Source organism: Burkholderia sp. E168m15 (genome assembly GCF_016586105.1).
GTDB classification, from domain to species: Bacteria; Pseudomonadota; Gammaproteobacteria; order Burkholderiales; family Burkholderiaceae; genus Burkholderia; species Burkholderia orbicola.
The window spans coordinates 1-17,388 of the sequence record NZ_BCPO01000208.1 but is presented as its reverse complement, the minus strand read 5'-3'; the positions used below and the strand labels follow the sequence as shown (position 1 = coordinate 17,388).

The window sequence follows — 17,388 nt, the reverse complement described above, 5'->3', positions numbered from 1 at the left end:
GGGCGCGGCCGGCGCACGTCGCATCGTACGGGGCGCGACGTGCGCGATCGGGCCGCAGCGCGCACTGCGGCGACGCGATCGGCTAACCGTCCTCGCCCACTTCGGTCGGGTCCGGCAAGTCGGGCAGGTCGTCGTGGCGCCCGTCGTCGGGCTCGGGCGGCGGAATATCCGGCGTGTCGGTCATCTCGTCGTCGTTTGGTGTCGCGTTTGTCGTGTGCGTCGCGCTCATGATCGTCCTCCTCGGTGTCGACAGGGCACCGGCGCGCAGCCGGCATGTCGCTTTCGAGCATTGCGCGTGCCGGATTGCGTTTCGTATCGGCGCTGCCACTCGCGTTGCGCAGGCTGCGCCGTATGACGCGCCGCTTGTAATTTCTTTAGCAGATTCATTCGCTCGCGGTGAGGCGGGGCAGCCCGATGACGGCATGTCGTTTGCTGGAAGCGTTGCGGGCCGCGGCACTGCCCATTGAGGCGCGGTGCGGCGCAACGCGATCAGCATCCGGACAGGGAGAAATTCATGACCCAGGACAGTCAACGACAGGACCCCGCGTCGCCCGACGCGGCGCGCGAGACGGCCGACACGCCGGAGCGGCGTAACCCGACCCGTGGCGGCGAATCGACTGCGCGCCCTGGCCATGCGCCCGGCGGCGGCGAGCTCGATTCGATTCCCGACGATCAGGCGCGCAAGGTGGTGCCGGACGACTCGCGCCAGACCGAGGTCCACGATCCGGCCGGCAAGCCGTGGCCGGACGAGCACGATGCGCCCGACGATTCGGGCAACCGGCCGCGGCCGCTGTAGCGCACCGGAGCGGGGCGCCGGCCGAATCGTCACGCGTCGTTCCGTTCCGCCATCCACGCACCGGAGTCCATCATGTCATCCGACGAAGTTTCCGAATCGCGCCGCAAATGGGTGCAAGGCACGACGGCCGGACTGGTCGCCAGCGTCGCCCTGCCGACGCTCGCGCAGACGGGCGGCGGCGCGCCCGACGCCGGCGATACGGCGCCGCGCGATCCGCGCACGCTTTATCCGCATGCGCCGTTTCCGCAACAGCAGCAGCCCTGGCCGGGCCTCGCGGGCCGCATGACGCCGCGCCCCGATCACGGCGAGCGCAGTTATCGCGGCAGCGGCCGGCTCGACGGCCGCAAGGCGCTGATCACCGGCGGCGACTCGGGCATCGGCCGCGCGGTGGCGATTGCCTGTGCACGAGAAGGCGCGGACGTCGCGATCGTCTATCTGCCCGACGAGGAGCCCGATGCGCGCGAAGTCGTGGACCAGATCCGCGGCGCGGGACGCAAGGCGGTGCCGCTGCCGGTCGACATTCGCAGTGAAGGCGCGTGCAACGGCCTCGTCGAACGGGCGGTCGCCGCGCTCGGCGGGCTCGACATTCTGGTGAACAACGCGGGCCGCCAGCAGAGCCACGAATCGATCCTCGACATCAGCACCGAGCAGTTCGACTGGACGCTGCGCACCAACCTTTACGCGATGTTCTGGATCACGCGGGCCGCCATTCCACACATGCCGCCCGGTTCGGCGATCGTCAACACGACGTCGGTCAATGCGTACGACCCGTCGGCGAACCTGCTGGACTACGCGATGACGAAAGCGGCGATCGCGAATTTCACGAAGGGGCTCGCGAAGCAGATGATCAAGCGCGGCATCCGCGTCAACGGCGTCGCGCCGGGGCCGTTCTGGACGCCGTTGCAGGTCAGCGGCGGGCAGACGACGCACAACGTGGAGACGTTCGGCGAACAGGTGCCGATGGGGCGGCCGGGGCAACCGGCCGAGATCGCGTCGATCTACGTCGAGCTGCTTTCGTCGCGTTCGAGCTACGTGACCGGGCAGATCTATGGCGCGTCGGGTGGGGCGGGGCAGCCTTAGTCGGCTGCGCGGTGCAGGCCGACGCGGCTGTATGCGGCCGGCGCCACCGTTCATCGACACCGCTTGGGCGATTCCGCCCCCAAATCGGCGCCGTATGCGCGAGCAGCGATCTTTATCACCGCAGCAGATAAACGTATCCGAATCGCTTCGTTGACGCACGCCGGCACGGCCTCGTAGATTCGCGTTTTGACCGAATCAGGGGCCGTGCCGTGACGACTACCGCCATCCGCGACGCCGCAACGCTTTCCGCCGGGCATCCCGCCTTGCGGCCGGACGGCGCGGCGCAGCATTTCGACATCGTGCCGTTCGACGCGCCGCTCGGCGCCGAGGTGATCGGCCTGAACCTGTCGCAACCGCTTGGCGCCGACGATTTCGCGCGCATCCATCGCGCGCATCTCGATCACCACGTGCTGGTGTTTCGCGACCAGCGCATCACGCCGGACGAGCACATCGCGTTCAGCCGCCGCTTCGGCCCGCTGCAGATTCACGTGCTGCACCAGTTCGCGCTGGCCGGCCACCCGGAAGTGCTGACCGTGTCGAACATCGTCGAGAACGGCAAACCGGTCGGGCTCGGCGACGCCGGCCATTTCTGGCATTCCGACCTGTCGTACAAGGAAAAACCGAGCCTCGGCTCGCTGCTGCACGCGCAGGAGTTGCCGGCGGAAGGCGGCGACACGCTGTTCGCGAACATGCATCTCGCGTGGGACACGCTGCCGGCCCACCTGCGCCGCGCGGTCGAGGGGCTGCGCGCCGAGCATACGTATCTCGCGCGCTACGCGGAATTGCAAGCGCGCAGCCCGTGGCGGCCGAACCTGTCGCCCGAGCAGATCGCGCAGGTCGCGGCGGTCGTGCATCCGATCGTGCGCACCCATCCGGAAACCGGCCGCAAGGCGCTGTTCGTCAGCGAGCATTTCACGACGCGCATCGTCGGGCTGCCCGACGACGAAAGCCGCGCGCTGCTCGACGAACTGTTCGCGCACAGCGTGCGCGCCGAGCACCTGTACCGGCACGCATGGCGCGACCACGATCTGGTGTTCTGGGACAACCGTTCGCTGATGCATCTTGCCGCCGGCACGCCCGACCATCTGCGCCGCAAGCTGTACCGCACGACGATCGAAGGCGACGCGCCTTTCTGAGCCGCGCGCCGCGTCATTCATTTCCGCTTTTTCCTGACCGGAGTTCCGATGTCGTTTTCGTTCTTGCCGGCGCGTCGTGCGCTGGCGGCCACGCTCACCGCCGCACTCGCCTTCGCCGGCGCGGTCATCCCGCAAGCCGCGCACGCGGAAGGCCGCATCCGCATCGCCGAGCAGTTCGGCGTCGTCTACCTGATGCTGAACGTCGCGCGCGACCAGCAACTGATCGAGAAGGAAGGGCGCAAGGCCGGCCTCGACATCAAGGTCGACTGGGTGCGGCTGTCGGGCGGAGCGGCCGTGAACGACGCGCTGCTGTCCGGCGCGGTGGACATCGCGGGCGCGGGCGTCGGGCCGCTGTTGACCGTGTGGGACCGCACGCGCGGCCGGCAGAACGTGAAGGGCGTCGCGTCGCTCGGCAATTTTCCGTACTACCTCGTGAGCAGCAACCCGAACGTGAAGACGATCGCCGACCTGAGCGCGAAGGACCGCATCGCGGTGCCGGCGGTCGGCGTGTCGGTGCAGTCGCGCGTGCTGCAGTACGCGGCGGCGAAGCAGTGGGGCGACAAGCAGTTCGACAAGCTCGACCCGCTCACGCAGGCGATTCCGCATCCGGACGCGACGGCCGCGATTCTCGCGAACAGCAACGTGATCACCGGCCACTTCGGCAATCCGCCGTTCCAGGAGCAGGAACTCGCCGGCAATCCGAACGCGCACATCGTGCTGAATTCGTATGACGTGCTCGGCGGCCCGAGCTCCGCGACGGTGCTGTACGCGACTGAGAAGTTCCGCGACGACAACCCGAAGACCTACCGGGCGTTCGTCGCCGCGCTGGCCGACGCCGCCCGGCAGATCGCGGCCGATCCGGAACGCGCGGCCGATACCTATATTCGCGTGAACGGGTCGAAGATCGATCGCGCGCTGCTGCTGAAGATCCTGCGCAATCCGCAGGTGCAGTTCAAGACCGCGCCGCAGAACACGCTGCCGCTCGCGCAGTTCATGCATCGCACCGGCGCGATCCGCAACGAACCGAAGTCGTGGCGCGACTACTTCTTCGACGATCCGGCGACGGCCGGCGGCAGTTGAGCGGCGCCGATGCCGTGACGCCGTGACGCCGTGATCGACGCTTATGCGTCGGCGCGGTTTCGATATGTGCAATCGATGGTTGGTCCGCACGGCGCCCAGCCGTATGTTGATGCTTTTCCCGCAAGAGATTCGACCGTGAACGCCACTTCTCCCCGAACCTGGTTGCCGCCGTATACGGCACGCGGCAGCGCATCGCCGGCCGCGTCCGCCGCATCCGAGGCCGGTGCCGCCGGGCGGCCGGCGGCGCAGGCCGCGCAGGCCGGCGCGCACAGCGAACGCCTGCTCGCCATCGACGCGGTCAGCCTCGAATACCGCAGCGGCGCGCGGATCGTTCGCGCGACACATCAGGTGAGCTTCGACGTGTACGGCAGCGACCGCTTCGTGCTGCTCGGCCCGTCGGGGTGCGGGAAGTCGACGCTGCTGAAGGCGGTCGCCGGCTTCATCGAGCCCGTCTCGGGTTCGATCACGCTCGACGGTCAGCCCGTGCGCGGGCCGGGGCCCGACCGCATCGTCGTGTTCCAGGAGTTCGACCAGTTGCCGCCGTGGAAGACAGTCGTCGAGAACGTCGCGTTTCCGTTGCGCGCCGCCGCGAAGCTGTCGCGCGCCGAAGCACGCGAACGTGCGCTGCACTATCTCGACAAGGTCGGCCTGAGCACGTTTGCCGACGCCTATCCGCATACGCTGTCGGGCGGCATGAAGCAGCGTGTCGCGATTGCGCGGGCGCTGGCAATGCAGCCGCGCGTGCTGCTGATGGACGAACCGTTCGCGGCGCTCGACGCGCTCACGCGCCGCAAGATGCAGGAGGAACTGCTGCGGCTGTGGGACGAATTCCGCTTCACGCTGCTGTTCGTCACGCACTCGATCGAGGAGGCGCTGGTGGTCGGCAACCGGATTCTGCTGCTGTCGCCGCATCCGGGCCGCGTGCGCGCGGAGCTCAACAGTCACGAGCATTCGCTGGAGAACGTCGATACCGGCGACTTCCGCGACAACGTCGCGCGAATCCACCACCTGCTGTTCGACACCGACGCACCGCATGCACCGCACGCAGCGACGACGGAGGACGCCGCATCATGAGTACGATCGATCCGGCCGTGCCGCCGCTGCCGCCCGTGCGCGCCGAATACACGCGCACGCTCGACACGCTGCCCGACGCCGAGCGTGCGGCGCCCGCGCCGCTGCTGCGCCGCATCGCCGGCGCCGCCTGGTTTCGCCGCAGCGTCATCGCGCTCGTGCTGATCGCCGCATGGGAAATCGTCGCGCGCATCGTCGCGAACGATCTGCTCGTCCCGACCTTCGGCGCGACGCTGGCCGCGTTCGTGCAGGGCGTCGAGTCGGGCGAACTGCTGGTCAAGACCGGCATCTCGATGTCGGTGCTGCTGCGCGGCTATGCGCTGGGCGTGCTGCTGGCGTTCGCGCTGACGTCGCTGGCGGTATCCACGCGCATCGGCCGCGACCTGCTGACGATGCTCACGTCGATGTTCAATCCGCTGCCGTCGATCGCATTGCTGCCGATCGCGCTGTTGTGGTTCGGGCTCGGCACCGGCAGCCTGCTGTTCGTGCTCGTGCATGCGGTGCTGTGGCCGCTCGCGCTCAGCATCTATACCGGCTTCGTCGGCGTGCCCGCCACGCTGAAAATGGCCGGGCGCAACTACGGGCTCACGGGCCTGCGCCAGATCGCGCTGATCCTCGTGCCGGCCGCGCTGCCGTCGATCCTGTCGGGCCTGCGCGTGGGCTGGGCCTTCGCGTGGCGCACGCTGATCGCGGCCGAGCTCGTGTTCGGCGCGAGCGCGGGGCAGGGCGGCCTCGGCTGGTACATCTTCCAGAACCGCAACGAGCTGTATACCGACCGCGTGTTCGCGGGCCTCGCGGCGGTCATCGTGATCGGGCTGCTGGTCGAGAATCTGGTGTTCGATACGCTCGAACGCGCGACCGTGCGTCGCTGGGGCATTCAGCACTGACGGGGCGGTCCGCGATCAATCCCGGCGCTTGTATAACGTAAGCTGAAATCGGTTTTTCACGCGCGGCGGGGGCGTCCTTATACTCGGCGGATGCGTGTAACGGACGCCGTGTCGCGCGTTGCTTCGCCCCCCGATCTCCCCCAACAAGGACCTGCCGAATGACTGCCCGTGATGCCGTCGATCCGCGCGACGCATTGCGCGACGCGCTTGCCGCGCTGCCCGACCTCGCGACTTTGATCGGCGAGGATGCCGCACCACGCGAGGCGCGTCGCGAACTGCCGTTCGAAGGCTTCGCGCTCTTCCGGCGCTCGGCGCTGGGCGCGCTGCGGATTCCGGTCGAGCGCGGCGGCCTCGGCGGCACGCTGGTCGACCTGTTCGACACGATCGCGACGCTGGCGGCCGCCGATTCGAATCTCGCGCACGCGCTGCGCATCCACTACGACCAGACCGAGACGCTGCGGCTGTCGCCGCGCACCGCGTTCAACGACGTGCAGCTCGAGCGCGTGCTCGCCGGCGCGATCTTCGGCGGCGCGTCGACCGAGCGCGGCACGTCGCGCCCGGGCGAGAACACGACCGTGCTGCGCCGCGACGGCGACCACTACCGCGTGACGGGCCGCAAATACTATTCGACGGGCACCGCGTTCGCCGATTTCGCGCGCATCAACGTGGAGAACGAGCAGGGCGACACGCTCGCCGTGATCATTCCGGTGGCGCGCGATGGCCTGCAGGTGCTCGACGACTGGGACGGCATGGGCCAGCGCATGACCGCGAGCGGCAGCCTGTTGCTGAACGACGTGCAGGTGTTCGCGGACGAAGTGGTCCCGCGCGACGGGGCGACGCTCGTCGGCCGTCATTGCGGTGCGCTGCGGCAGCTTCATCTCGTCGCGACGGGCGCCGGCATCGTGCGCAACGTGGTGGCCGATGCGCGCCGCTACGTGCTCGCGCACGGCCGTCCCGCGCTGCACAGCCCGGCGCCGACCGCACGCGACGATCATTTCGTCCAGCAGATCGTCGGCGAGCTGTCCGCGCACAGCCATGCGATCGACGCGCTCGTGCGAGAAAACGCGCGCGCGCTCGACCGCTCCGCCGACGCGATCGAAGCGGGCGCCGCCGATGCGGATGCGCTCGTACTCGACAGCGCGCTCGCGACCGCGCGCACGCAACTGATCGTCAGCAAGCTCGCGCTGCATGCGGCCGAGCGGCTGTTCGAAGTGGGCGGCGCGTCGGCGACGGCGCGCGAGCACAACTTCGATCGCCACTGGCGCAACCTGCGCACGATCTTCAGCCACAACCCGTTGCTGCACAAGGCGCGCGTGGTCGGCGATTACGTGCTGAACGGCGTGACCACGCACCTCACCGAAGGGCGCGTGTTCTGACGACGGCCGCCAGCGGCGGCGGCTACGCCGTCGTGCCGGGTTTCAGCGCCGACCTTAACGCCGCAGGCCGGCTTTGCGCAGCAGCGGCAGCACGCGCTCGCCGAAGAAGTCCAGGTCGGGCTTGAAATCGTAGAAACTCAACTGGACGCCGTCGATGCCCGCGCGGTGCAGCCGCACGATGATATCGGCGACTTCTTCGGGCGAGCCGGTGATCGAGATATTGCCGCCGATCGCGCGCGCGGCGGCCTGCGCACGCTGCTCGAACCCGCCGCGCCACGCGTGCGCGTCGCTGTCGAAGCGGTGGAAGCTGCCTTCGTCCGCATGCGCGACGATCGCGTCACGGTAGGCGCGCGCTTCGGCCGCCGTCTCGCGGCAGATCACGAGCGGATTGAGTAAGGTGCGGATCGTGCGGCCGCGCGCGGCGGCCGCCGCCTTCACGCGGGCCGTATGCGCGGGCAGCGCGTCGATCGCGCGTTCGGCGTCCGGGCCAGCCGGACTCGTGACGAACACGATGTCCGAATAGCGCGCGGCGAACGCGATGCCCGCATCGGAACCCGTCGCGTTGATCAGCAGCGGGCGACCGTAGCGCGGCTTCGGCGTGACGAATGCGCCGCCCAGCCGCCAGCTCGACAGCTCGGGCGTGTAGCTGAAATTATCCGGTTGCGCCCACAACTGCTGGACCGCATCGAGGAATTCGGCGGCCATCTCGTAGCGCCGGTCGTGTTCGATCCGGTTCCAGCCGAACATCTCATGCTCGATCGCGCGGTGGCCGGTCACCACGTTGATGCCCCAGCGGCCGCGCGAAATGTGGTCGAGCGTCGCGGTGAACTTCGCGAAATGCAGTGGATGCCACGGCCCGTAGAGCACGTGGCTCGTCGCGACGAGGATGATCCGCTCGGTGCGCGCCGTCAGCGCGGCCAGCGTCATGAACGAGTCGAGCGCCTGGCCGTCGAACACGCCGCCGTAGCCGCCTTTCGGCAACCATTGCGACAGCGCGAACACGAGATCGAAGCCGAGCGCTTCGGCGCGGGCTACGAGATCGGCGTTGTAGTCGAACGTCCAGTCGGTCGAGCGCGGCAGCGTCGACGCGCTCCATCCGCCAGCCTGGATCGGCAGGAACAACCCGAGCATCAGCGGCTGCGCGAGTGTGCGCGAGACGGGGCTGCCGGGGAACTCGGCCGGCGAACGAACGTCGACGAACGGCGTCGGCGCGAGCGGGGCGGCGAGGGTGGAATCGCTCATCACAGGGTCCTTGCTGAAAGGTGCGGCGCGACTGCGCGGCCCGATGCGGCGGCAAGTGGAGCGAGACGCGTCATAACTTGCCCGGCCTCGGGTCGGGCACGAAGCCGTCGCGGTTCGGCATCCGCACGCGCGGCAGCGTGCGCGCGTCGAGCCGGGCGTCGGCGGGAACGATGCCGTTCAGGTGCAGGACGTACGCGGTGACCGCATAGACGTCGTCCGTGCTCAGCGATTGCGGCGCGTTGTACGGCATCGCGCGGCGAATGTAGTCGAACAGCGTCGTCGCGTAGGGCCAGTAGCTGCCGACCGTCTTTTTGGGTTTCGCGCTGGCGAGCGAGCCGACGCCGCCGACGAGCGGATCGCCGACACCGCCTTCGCCGCCCGCTCCGTGACACATCGCGCATTTGTCCGCGAACACGTGGCCGCCGCGGGCGACCGTACCCGCGCCGGGCGGCAGGCCGCTGCCGTCCGGTGCGACGTCGATGTCCCACGCGGCGAGCGCCGCGCGATCGACCGGCTGGCCGAGACCGAAGCCCGCGCCGAACGCGCTCGACGTCATCGCGCAGGCTGCAAGCAGGCAGGCGAGCGGCTTACGCATTGCGCACCTCGCCGTCCGTGCCGACGCGCCAGTTCTGGATGCCGTTGTAGTGATACTGCGAGTTCAGGCCCCGCGCGGCGACGAGCGCGTCGCGGGTCGGCTGCACGTAGCCGGTCTCGTCGGTCGCCCGGCTTTGCAGGTCGGCCGGCTCGCCGCGCCACACCCAGTCGGCTTCGAAGCGCGTCAGCGCACGATCGCGTACGTCGCCGGCGAGCCGCGCCGGTCGCCACGTGCGGCCGCCGTCGGTCGACACGTCGACGGCGCGAATCCGGCCACGGCCCGACCACGCGTAGCCGCTGATCGGGTAGTAGCCGTGCGCGGCGAGCCGATGGCCGGCCGACGGCCGCGTGATGACCGACTTTGCATCCATCTCGAACACGAACTGGCGCGCGCAGCCATCCGGCAGCAGATTCGTGTACTTCGACGTTTCCTCGCGCGTCATCTCCGGCGCACGCACCAGCTTCAGCCGCCGCAGCCACTTGATGTTCGTGTTGCCTTCGAAACCCGGCACGATCAGCCGCACCGGGTAGCCGTTCTCCGGGCGCAGCCGTTCGCCGTTCTGCGCATAGACGACCAGCGCGCGCTCGAGAATCCGGTCGAGCGGCAGGCTGCGCGTCATCGCCGCGCCGTCCGCGCCCTCGGCGAGCAGCCAGCGGGCGTCGGCGTCGACGCCTGTCTCGTCGAGCAGCGTCGACAGCCGGACGCCGGTCCATTCGCAGCACGATAGCAACCCGTGCGTGAACTGAACCGGCAGCCCGCTCGGGCCGTTCCATTCGCTGCCCGTGTTGCCCGAGCATTCGAGGAAGTGAATGCGCGATTCGGACGGACAGCGCAGCAGGTCGTCGAGCGTGAAGACGCGCGGCTCGCGCACGAGGCCGTGCACGACGACGCGATGGCGTTGCGCATCGATGTCCGGCACCCCCGCGTGATGACGCTCGTAGACGAGCCCGTTCGGCGTGATGTCGCCGAACAGGTCGGCGAGCGGCGTCATCGACGAGCCGGAACCGGGCAGCGCAGGCGTTCGGGCGCTGCGGCGAATCACGTCGCGCTCGTGCTGACCTGGCACGCCGTAGGGTGGCGACAGCAGCGGCGCACCGGGCGTGCGCGTCCACGGCGGCACATCGAGCGGCTCGCTCGCGAGCGCACCGCTGGCGGGCAGCATCGCGGCCGCCCAGCCGCCGGCGAGCTGGCGCAGCGCCGCGCGCCGGCCGTTTCGCGGCGCACGGGGAGGAAAACGGGAATCGGTCATGGTCGAACGCGTGTGGCGCGCGGGAGCCGCGCGGACAAACGATCATTCTCGGCAACCGGGCGCGGCACGGCAAACAACGATTCCCGCTTTGCTTATCGTGACGATTGCGCCGCGCCCGACGCGCGTGCCGTCAGAACTTCACGCGCAGCCCGCTGACGAACGCAAGCTGGCGGTTCGTCGACGACGCGCTGCCGATGTTCGAGATCGCCGCGATCTTGCGATAGCCGCCCGACGTCGCGGTGCTCGCGTCGCCGGCCGCGAGCTGGTAGATGCCCGACACATAGATATCGGTGCGCTTCGACAGCGCATAGTCGAACCCGAGCGTGAACTGGTGCCAGCGCGGCTTCAGCGTCTGGCCGCTCGTGCCCGGCAGGCCGCTCGCGCGTCCGTCGGTAAACGTATAGACGCCGATCAGCGTGGCCGCCGGCGTGATCTGGTAGCGCGCGTTCACGTCGTAGTTGTTGAACTTGCGCGACGAACCGTCGAGATAGTTGAGCTGCGTGTGGCTCCATGCGAAGCCGAGCGTCGCGGGGCCGAGCGCGTAGTTCGCGCCCACCGCGCCGATCTGCTGCTTCAGCACGCCGCCGTTCAGCCCGTAGAAGAACGCGCCGCTGTAGTCGTTGCCGGTGGTCGAGGTTGCGCCGCCCACCGCGCCGCTGGTATTCGACGCCGCATTCGGATGATTGAACCGCACATAGCCGCCGCCGATCGACAGCGGGCCGTTCACGTAGTTCGCCGATGCACCCCACGCGTTGTTGTTCGAGAATCCAGTGCCCGCGCCGCCATTGGCCTGGTTGCTGAACGCATAGAGCAGGTCGGCGGTGAAGCCGGCGATCGTGTCGCTGCGGAACTTCACCGCGTTGTTCAGCCGGAAGCTCTGGTTCAGGTTGTCGTTGTCGCCCACGTGCGTGGCCGGCGACCAGAAACCCGCTCCCGAATACTGCGCGACGAGATCGGTGATCGGCTCGTACTGACGGCCGAACGTCAGCGTGCCGAGGCCTTTCTGGCCGAGGCCCACGTACGCGGACCGGCCGAACAGGCGGCCGCCCTGGCCGAGCCCGCCGTCGCTCGGCCGGAACCCGCTTTCCAGCGTGAAGACCGCCTGCAGGCCGCCGCCGAGATCTTCCGCGCCTTTCAGGCCCCAGCGGCTGCCGCTCAGCTTGCCGCTCGTCTGCTGGATGTTGCTCGCGCCGCCCTGGTTGTTCGTGTACGCGATGCCGGCGTCGACCACGCCGTACAACGTCACCGAACTCTGCGCCTGCGCGCTGACCGAACCGATCGACACCAAACCCAGTACCACCGTTTTTTTGATCATGACCATCCTCTGTTTTTATCAGTACGTTTGCGAGGATCACGATGCTATTGACGACCGACGCGCCGATGAACGGCCGATCCGTGGTTTGTAAATCGCGGCGCGGCCGATTTGTAATGTGCGTTGCCGTCGGCCCGACGGGTGTGTCGCGATCGCATCCGGCGCGCCTGCTGCGGCGAACGCATCGCGCGGACCGCGAACGTCGCCCGCTGGAAACGATCATGCACGGTCATATCGATCGATGAAATCATTCGATGTCCGCAATATCCGTCGTTCGCATGACGATGCGTTTACGCAACGGACCGCTAGGCGACGATCGGCGGTTGCGCTATGCGCGTTCGCATATCGATTCCGCAAAACGTTGGTAGGGCCGAGCGAGGTGCGCCGGTACAGTCTGGCATCCGGCGCTGGCCGGGCATGCCTCGGGAACGGCAGGGCGCACAGGCGCGCGCGCTTCCCGACTGGATCGATCAACGAGAAAGGAGCCGTTCGACATGAGTCGCGATGTACTGTTTCTGCTGGAACCGGGCTTTGCCGATCCGAAGCATCCGGGCCAGCGCTTCGTCTGTCCGCATGGCTTGCCGATCGAGGGGTTGTTGGCGAGCGCGCCGGATCTCGCCGCGCGCCTCGACGTGAAGCGCGTCGGCTTCGAGCGGCCGCGGCCCGCGGTGATCGACGCGCTCGACGACGCCCATCAGGGCCTGCCGGTGCTCGTGCTGGGCCGCGACCAGCCCGCGCCGGACGACGCGCAGACGCTCGGCGACGTGCGCTTCGTCACCGACGCGCGCCGCATCCTCGAACTGCTGGCCGAGCGCCACGGTTTTCCGGCGCTGCATTGACGCGACGGTTTCACTTCCTTCTCATCCGATCGACAGGAGCATCCGATGTCGTCAATGTCGGCGGCACGTCGCCGCCTGCTGCTTGCCGGCGCCGCCATCGCGGCGCACCCATTGGCCGCGTTCGCCGCGCCGGCCGCCGACGCCGATCTGGCCGGCACGACGTTGCGCGTCGCGACCTACAAGGGCGGTTGGCGCGCGCTGTTGCAGGCGGCCGGGCTCGCCGACATGCCGTACCGGATCGACTGGCGCGAACTGAACAACGGCGTGCTGCATATCGAGGCACTCAACGCGGACGCGCTCGATATCGGTTCGGGTAGCGAAATTCCGGCCGTGTTCGCCGCGCGCCAGAAGGCCAACGTGCGATTCATCTCGCGCGTGCGCGAAGACCTGAACAACCAGGTCACGCTCGCGCGCAAGGACACGCCGATCCGCGGCATCGCGGATCTGAAGGGCAAGCGCGTCGGCTACGTGCGCGCGACGACGTCGCACTATTTCCTGTATCGACAGCTGGCGGAAGCCGGCCTGACCTTCGACGACATCCAGCCGATCAACCTGTCGCCGACCGACGGGCTGTCCGCGTACGATCGCGGCGACATCGATGCGTGGGCGATCTACGGCTACAACGGCCAGCTCGCGCGCAATCGCTACGACGCCCGTGTGCTGAAGACGGGGAAGGGGTATCTGTCGGGCAATTTTCCGGTGTACGCGAATCCGCGCACGCTCGACGATGCGCGTCGCCGCGCGGCGACGGGCGATCTGCTGCTGCGGTTTCGACGTGCGTATGCGTGGGCGAACGGGCATTTCCGCGACTATGCGCTCGCGCAGAATCGCGAGACGCGTGTGCCGGTTGCCGATCTCGTCGCGATGTTCGACCAGCGCAGCGAAGACTTCGCGCTGCTGCCGGTGACGCCCGACGTGGTCGCGCAGCACCAGCAGGTCGCGGACGTGTTTGCCCGCATCGGCGTGCTGGACGGGCCGGCCCATGTCGCGCCGTTCTGGGACACGTCGTTCAATCCGCTGGTTGCGGCGGGGTGATGCGGTGAAACGGGAGGTGCGGGCGGGGTCGCTCGATATGTGCCGGTTCGCGTTCGTCAAACGGCGAAAATCCGCCGCTGGTAGTCGAGGATCAGGCGATCGATGTCCTGATCGGCGCGTCGCGGCTGGCTTTTCGGCTCGAGCCAAAGCCACCGCATCATCCGGTAGCGCGCCTCCACGCACATCAGCCATGCGTCCCAGTCCGACCAGTGTCGCAGCAACGGGATGTTGCGAATGTCGCGCAGCCCGTCGCGGATCTCGTACACGTTGAAGTACTTGCCCGCACGCTGGCTCAATTCGTCGAATGCGCGTGCGGCCTGCTCCGGGTCGGAAAGCAGGAAGTCGTGGATTTCGATGATCACGTGGCTGCCGGAGAGCTGTTCCAGCAGCGCGTCGTCGAACAGGTCGAACTCCGCGCCTTCGATATCGCACAGGATGACCCGCCCGGCCGGCTACCCGCCGTGCTCCGACAGAATCGCGGGCAAGTCGCGATCGGCCTTGCCGAAGACCGCGACGCGGTCCGCCAGCCCCATTTCCGCGGCGCGGTGCTGGATTGCGTGGCGGCGCTGCTCGTCCATCTCGAAGCACAGGCTGCGCGCAAAGACGTTGTTCCTGACCAGGCCGATGCCGAAAATCCCGTCGGCGGCGCCGAGGTCGACCAACACCTTCTCCGGCGATCCGAGCGCTTCGAGGATCGCGCAAACGGCGATCTCGTAGGTGCCGAGCAGATAGCCGCCAACCGCGACTTCCGCCCAGTGACTGAAGCCGATCGGAAAACCGCGCAGGATGCCGTACTGGACGATCGAGCCCGTCTGCTCGCGCAGCAACTGTGACAGATAGTGCAGGCGAAGATTCGCGGCCTGGATCGAGCTTTGGCTGAAATACTGCGCGTGGTCCATTTTTATCGTTCTCTCGGGTGAGGAAGCGCGTGGGGAAGGGCGGCGATGGCGGGAGACTTCCGTCGTCATTCCGCCTGGGACCAGAATATAGCGCGTTGTCGGCTCGCTCAGGAAGCCGGTTGCCTGGGCGGTGCCGTCGATACGATGGAAGGGAGCACGCGGAGCGTCCGGCCGGACGATTCGCGAATACGCCGGCCACGTTGGTGGCGGCACGCCTGGCAGCATATGGAATGCGTACCCGTCGGGCGCCCCTTCATCTGTCGGACCGCAAGGACGCACGATCCACCGACCAACCGCCTGCATACGCAGACGATCGGTCGGCACCTTCCCGTCATTCACCCGAACGCCGCATGACTACGGCCGAATCGCTTTTCTCCGAAGCGAAATCCCGCCACGCGGCTTCCAGGGTGCGACGCGTTCATACAAACACGGTCAATTCACCCCCACCGCACTCCACGCGCGCGCGACCGTCGCGCTTTCGGCCGAGTTCGCGCCATACAGGTCGTTTGCCGCCTGGATCGACGCACGCCGCGCGTTCGGATAGCTCGAGTTGGCGTTCAGGTACACGGTCAGCGTCCGGTACCAGATCTTGCCGGCCTTGTCGCGACCCAGCCCGCTGAAGGTCGTGTCGCCGTTGCAGACCAGTTGCGCTCTCGACAGGCCGGTGTCGGTCGACGGCACCGATGGGCCTTCCGACAGCAGATAGAAGAAGCGGTTGCCGACCCCCGACGAGAAATGCGGATCGTGGCGCGGATTCGACCACGAGAAGCCGCCGGACGGGTAGCAGCTGAACGACCGGCCGTCGAGGTCCTGCTTGTACATCTTGCGCAGGCCGCCGCTCACCACGCGTGCACCGATCACGTAGTTGCCGGGATCGTTCGGGTTGTTCGCGTAGAACTTCACGAGCGTGCCGAAGATGTCGGACGTCGATTCGTTCAGGCCGCCCGCGTCACCCGAATAGTTCAGGTTGGCGGTGGCTTCGGTCACGCCGTGGCTCATCTCGTGCCCGGCGACGTCGACCGATACCACGGGTTTCGGCAGGCGCGTGCCAGGTTCGCCGTCGCCGTATGCCATCACGCGCGACGACAGCCATGCCGCGTTCGCGCCCGTCGTGCCGCTGCCGGTATTGAACACCACGTGCGCGTAGCTCTTCACGCCGCGGCCGTCGTTGAAGATGCCGTTGCGGTTGTGCGTGGTCTTGTAGTAGTCCCAAGTCAATGCCAGCCCGTAGTCGATGTCTGCCGCGACGGTCTGCCGGTCGGTGGTCGTGTTGTTGCCCCACACGTTCGTGCTGCTCGTGAAGATCGGCAGGTCGGTCGCTTGCTCGACTTCGTCCGAGCTGAGACCACGACCATCGTAGACCGAGCCGCCGCCGCGGCCCGGGTCGAGCATCCGGTATGCGTTCGTGCCGGTCTGGTCCGTCGTGAGCGTCAGGTTGCCGTAGTACAGCGAGCGGCCGGTGCCGGTCGCGGCGGCGGTCTTGATCAGGTCCTGTGCGTCGAGCACGGTGCCGGTGCGTGCGTCAACGTAGTACAGCACGGCGTCGCCATGCGTGTCGGTTGCCTTGCCGTAGACGCGTACCGCGTAGGCCAGCGTCGGCGTGACGTCGCGTGCGAACACGACCAGCTCGGCGTCGTCGACGCGGCGCACGTCCGAGTTGAAGCGCGCGGCCGCGATGTGTCTCGCGCGCGTCGCGCCCACGTCGGGTGCGTTGCGTACCACGGCGCGGTTCCCGACCTTGCCGATCGTGCCGGCGAGGTTGATCGGCGCGAGCTGGGTCACGCTGGCCTGCTTCAGTTGCCCCTTGCTCGAATGGACGACCACGTCGCCGCCTATCACGGGCAGGCCCGCATGGAACCGGTCGAAACGCACGTGCTCGGTGCCGTCGGGATCGACGATCACGTCACGTACCTGGAACTGATCGCCGTCGGTCGGTGCGGCTGCTTGCGGCCCCGCGAACTTCAACGTGCGTGCCGTGCCGCTGACGGCCACGCTGAAGGCGGCCGGGTTCTGCTGGATCAGTTGCAGTGCCTTGTCGACCGCGGCCGGCTGGTCGCCGGCCTGGGCAAAAGCGCTGAAACTCGCGACGGTAATCGCGGTGATAGGCAGCAGCCGAGACAGTTTCTTCATGTAATTCCCCAGGTTATGAATGGGTTTGTTCGAGGAATGCATCAAACAAGACATGTCGCGAACAGCAGGGGGATGCTAGGAGGTCGTTTTTATAATTACAAGATATTTTCTGTGATATTGATTTTTCATGTCGTCGTCGTTAATCAAGTCAGGATTTGATGAGGGATTTGAAATGATCGTTGCTGATGGGGTGGCGGGAACGGGAGAGCGACGCATCGACAGCGTGCGGCTGCGCGGCCTCTGGCCGAGACGGGGTGTGTGCGGGGCGTGTAAGAAGGCCGCGGGGATGTGAAGCCAGGTTAAAGAGATACCTGGATTTCCGTTTATTGAATATTGGTTTTGATTGTTTCCGCCTCATGCGCCATAAAATTAATCTCCAATGCTTTTGATATTTTATATTTATGCCGCGACTTCATTAAATTTGCAATGGATGTCGGGCGAGCGACGGTCACCTGACAATAGCCAGGTGGTGGTTAGTGAGGTATTTTGCGAATGGGTTGTATCGCTTCGATAAGAGCACACCGGGTTTTACAGATACGAATCTGGACGAATACGATGGTGTGCTGATCCCTCACGGCAATGTTTGAGTCTTCGGGTGACCGCAACCCGCTGCGCACGATGACCATGGGAACATCAATTGACATAATGCTGATTATCGACA

At 67.3% G+C, this 17,388-nt stretch carries 17 protein-coding genes; 9 read left to right on the top strand and 8 right to left on the bottom strand.

All coding sequences use genetic code 11. The features are described 5' to 3' along the window. Positions 1–82: 82 nt before the first annotated feature. Entirely contained in the window at positions 83–229 is a 147-nt protein-coding gene (locus tag JMF86_RS32345) for a hypothetical protein (RefSeq protein WP_023476607.1), read from the bottom strand. 285 nt (positions 230–514) lie between these two features. Between JMF86_RS32345 and JMF86_RS32340 the strand changes: the two genes are divergently transcribed. From JMF86_RS32340 to JMF86_RS32310, 7 genes are all read left to right on the top strand, one after another. Beyond that, positions 515–796 (top strand): hypothetical protein, encoded by a 282-nt coding sequence (locus JMF86_RS32340; RefSeq protein ID WP_011545457.1) that lies wholly within the window; start codon positions 515–517, stop codon positions 794–796. Between the two features lie 72 nt (positions 797–868). Beyond that, positions 869–1,876 (top strand): SDR family oxidoreductase, encoded by a 1,008-nt coding sequence (locus JMF86_RS32335; protein ID WP_011545456.1) that lies wholly within the window; start codon positions 869–871, stop codon positions 1,874–1,876. Positions 1,877–2,085: 209 nt separating this feature from the next. After that, positions 2,086–3,012, top strand: coding sequence for a TauD/TfdA family dioxygenase (locus JMF86_RS32330; protein ID WP_011545455.1), 927 nt, complete (start codon positions 2,086–2,088; stop codon positions 3,010–3,012). A 48-nt stretch (positions 3,013–3,060) separates the two neighbouring features. Beyond that, entirely contained in the window at positions 3,061–4,092 is a 1,032-nt protein-coding gene (locus JMF86_RS32325) for an ABC transporter substrate-binding protein (RefSeq protein ID WP_011545454.1), read from the top strand. 75 nt (positions 4,093–4,167) lie between these two features. Beyond that, positions 4,168–5,166, top strand: a complete 999-nt coding sequence (locus JMF86_RS32320; RefSeq protein ID WP_011545453.1) for an ABC transporter ATP-binding protein — start codon at positions 4,168–4,170, stop codon at positions 5,164–5,166. Next, positions 5,163–6,050 carry an ABC transporter permease gene (locus tag JMF86_RS32315; RefSeq protein ID WP_011545452.1) on the top strand — a complete coding sequence of 296 codons (888 nt, stop codon included), beginning with the start codon at positions 5,163–5,165 and terminating at the stop codon, positions 6,048–6,050. The genes JMF86_RS32320 and JMF86_RS32315 overlap by 4 nt, the downstream gene beginning before the upstream one ends. A gap of 158 nt (positions 6,051–6,208) precedes the next feature. Further along, complete coding sequence (locus JMF86_RS32310) at positions 6,209–7,426, top strand: acyl-CoA dehydrogenase family protein (RefSeq protein ID WP_201317275.1); 1,218 nt, start codon at positions 6,209–6,211, stop codon at positions 7,424–7,426. 54 nt (positions 7,427–7,480) lie between these two features. Here the strand turns inward: JMF86_RS32310 and JMF86_RS32305 are convergent, their stop codons facing one another. The 4 genes from JMF86_RS32305 to JMF86_RS32290 all read right to left on the bottom strand — a co-directional run bounded on the left by JMF86_RS32305 (position 7,481) and on the right by JMF86_RS32290 (position 11,827). Beyond that, a complete protein-coding gene (locus tag JMF86_RS32305; RefSeq protein WP_011545450.1) occupies positions 7,481–8,668 on the bottom strand; it encodes an LLM class flavin-dependent oxidoreductase in 1,188 nt (395 codons plus the stop codon). 70 nt (positions 8,669–8,738) lie between these two features. After that, a complete protein-coding gene (locus JMF86_RS32300; protein ID WP_011545449.1) occupies positions 8,739–9,263 on the bottom strand; it encodes a c-type cytochrome in 525 nt (174 codons plus the stop codon). Further along, positions 9,256–10,512, bottom strand: coding sequence for a sulfite dehydrogenase (gene soxC / locus JMF86_RS32295; protein WP_201317274.1), 1,257 nt, complete (start codon positions 10,510–10,512; stop codon positions 9,256–9,258). The genes JMF86_RS32300 and soxC overlap by 8 nt, the downstream gene beginning before the upstream one ends. A gap of 130 nt (positions 10,513–10,642) precedes the next feature. After that, positions 10,643–11,827, bottom strand: a complete 1,185-nt coding sequence (locus JMF86_RS32290; protein ID WP_011545447.1) for a porin — start codon at positions 11,825–11,827, stop codon at positions 10,643–10,645. Positions 11,828–12,318: 491 nt separating this feature from the next. On the opposite strand from JMF86_RS32290, the gene JMF86_RS32285 reads away from it, so the two are divergent. After that, positions 12,319–12,663: a DUF3088 domain-containing protein gene (locus JMF86_RS32285; protein ID WP_011545446.1), complete on the top strand. Its 345-nt coding sequence runs from the start codon at positions 12,319–12,321 to the stop codon at positions 12,661–12,663. A gap of 45 nt (positions 12,664–12,708) precedes the next feature. Further along, on the top strand, positions 12,709–13,698 hold the full coding sequence (locus JMF86_RS32280) for an ABC transporter substrate-binding protein (RefSeq protein WP_011545445.1): 990 nt from the start codon (positions 12,709–12,711) through the stop codon (positions 13,696–13,698). A 56-nt stretch (positions 13,699–13,754) separates the two neighbouring features. On the opposite strand, the gene JMF86_RS35190 is transcribed toward JMF86_RS32280, so the two are convergent. The 3 genes from JMF86_RS35190 to JMF86_RS32270 all read right to left on the bottom strand — a co-directional run bounded on the left by JMF86_RS35190 (position 13,755) and on the right by JMF86_RS32270 (position 16,727). Further along, positions 13,755–14,060, bottom strand: coding sequence for a hypothetical protein (locus JMF86_RS35190; protein WP_236593043.1), 306 nt, complete (start codon positions 14,058–14,060; stop codon positions 13,755–13,757). Positions 14,061–14,150: 90 nt separating this feature from the next. After that, entirely contained in the window at positions 14,151–14,822 is a 672-nt protein-coding gene (locus JMF86_RS35185) for a hypothetical protein (protein WP_236593042.1), read from the bottom strand. Positions 14,823–15,029: 207 nt separating this feature from the next. Further along, positions 15,030–16,727: a M4 family metallopeptidase gene (locus JMF86_RS32270; protein ID WP_011545443.1), complete on the bottom strand. Its 1,698-nt coding sequence runs from the start codon at positions 16,725–16,727 to the stop codon at positions 15,030–15,032. Positions 16,728–17,388 lie beyond the last annotated feature (661 nt).

Coding starts and splice junctions, on each gene's coding strand:
- JMF86_RS32345 (WP_023476607.1), bottom strand. CDS start 229: ATGAGCGCGACGCACACGACAAACGCGACACCAAACGACGACGAGATG.
- JMF86_RS32340 (WP_011545457.1), top strand. CDS start 515: ATGACCCAGGACAGTCAACGACAGGACCCCGCGTCGCCCGACGCGGCG.
- JMF86_RS32335 (WP_011545456.1), top strand. CDS start 869: ATGTCATCCGACGAAGTTTCCGAATCGCGCCGCAAATGGGTGCAAGGC.
- JMF86_RS32325 (WP_011545454.1), top strand. CDS start 3,061: ATGTCGTTTTCGTTCTTGCCGGCGCGTCGTGCGCTGGCGGCCACGCTC.
- JMF86_RS32320 (WP_011545453.1), top strand. CDS start 4,168: ATGGTTGGTCCGCACGGCGCCCAGCCGTATGTTGATGCTTTTCCCGCA.
- JMF86_RS32315 (WP_011545452.1), top strand. CDS start 5,163: ATGAGTACGATCGATCCGGCCGTGCCGCCGCTGCCGCCCGTGCGCGCC.
- JMF86_RS32310 (WP_201317275.1), top strand. CDS start 6,209: ATGACTGCCCGTGATGCCGTCGATCCGCGCGACGCATTGCGCGACGCG.
- JMF86_RS32305 (WP_011545450.1), bottom strand. CDS start 8,668: ATGAGCGATTCCACCCTCGCCGCCCCGCTCGCGCCGACGCCGTTCGTC.
- JMF86_RS32300 (WP_011545449.1), bottom strand. CDS start 9,263: ATGCGTAAGCCGCTCGCCTGCCTGCTTGCAGCCTGCGCGATGACGTCG.
- soxC (WP_201317274.1), bottom strand. CDS start 10,512: ATGACCGATTCCCGTTTTCCTCCCCGTGCGCCGCGAAACGGCCGGCGC.
- JMF86_RS32290 (WP_011545447.1), bottom strand. CDS start 11,827: ATGATCAAAAAAACGGTGGTACTGGGTTTGGTGTCGATCGGTTCGGTC.
- JMF86_RS32285 (WP_011545446.1), top strand. CDS start 12,319: ATGAGTCGCGATGTACTGTTTCTGCTGGAACCGGGCTTTGCCGATCCG.
- JMF86_RS32280 (WP_011545445.1), top strand. CDS start 12,709: ATGTCGTCAATGTCGGCGGCACGTCGCCGCCTGCTGCTTGCCGGCGCC.
- JMF86_RS35185 (WP_236593042.1), bottom strand. CDS start 14,822: ATGCTGCCAGGCGTGCCGCCACCAACGTGGCCGGCGTATTCGCGAATC.
- JMF86_RS32270 (WP_011545443.1), bottom strand. CDS start 16,727: ATGAAGAAACTGTCTCGGCTGCTGCCTATCACCGCGATTACCGTCGCG.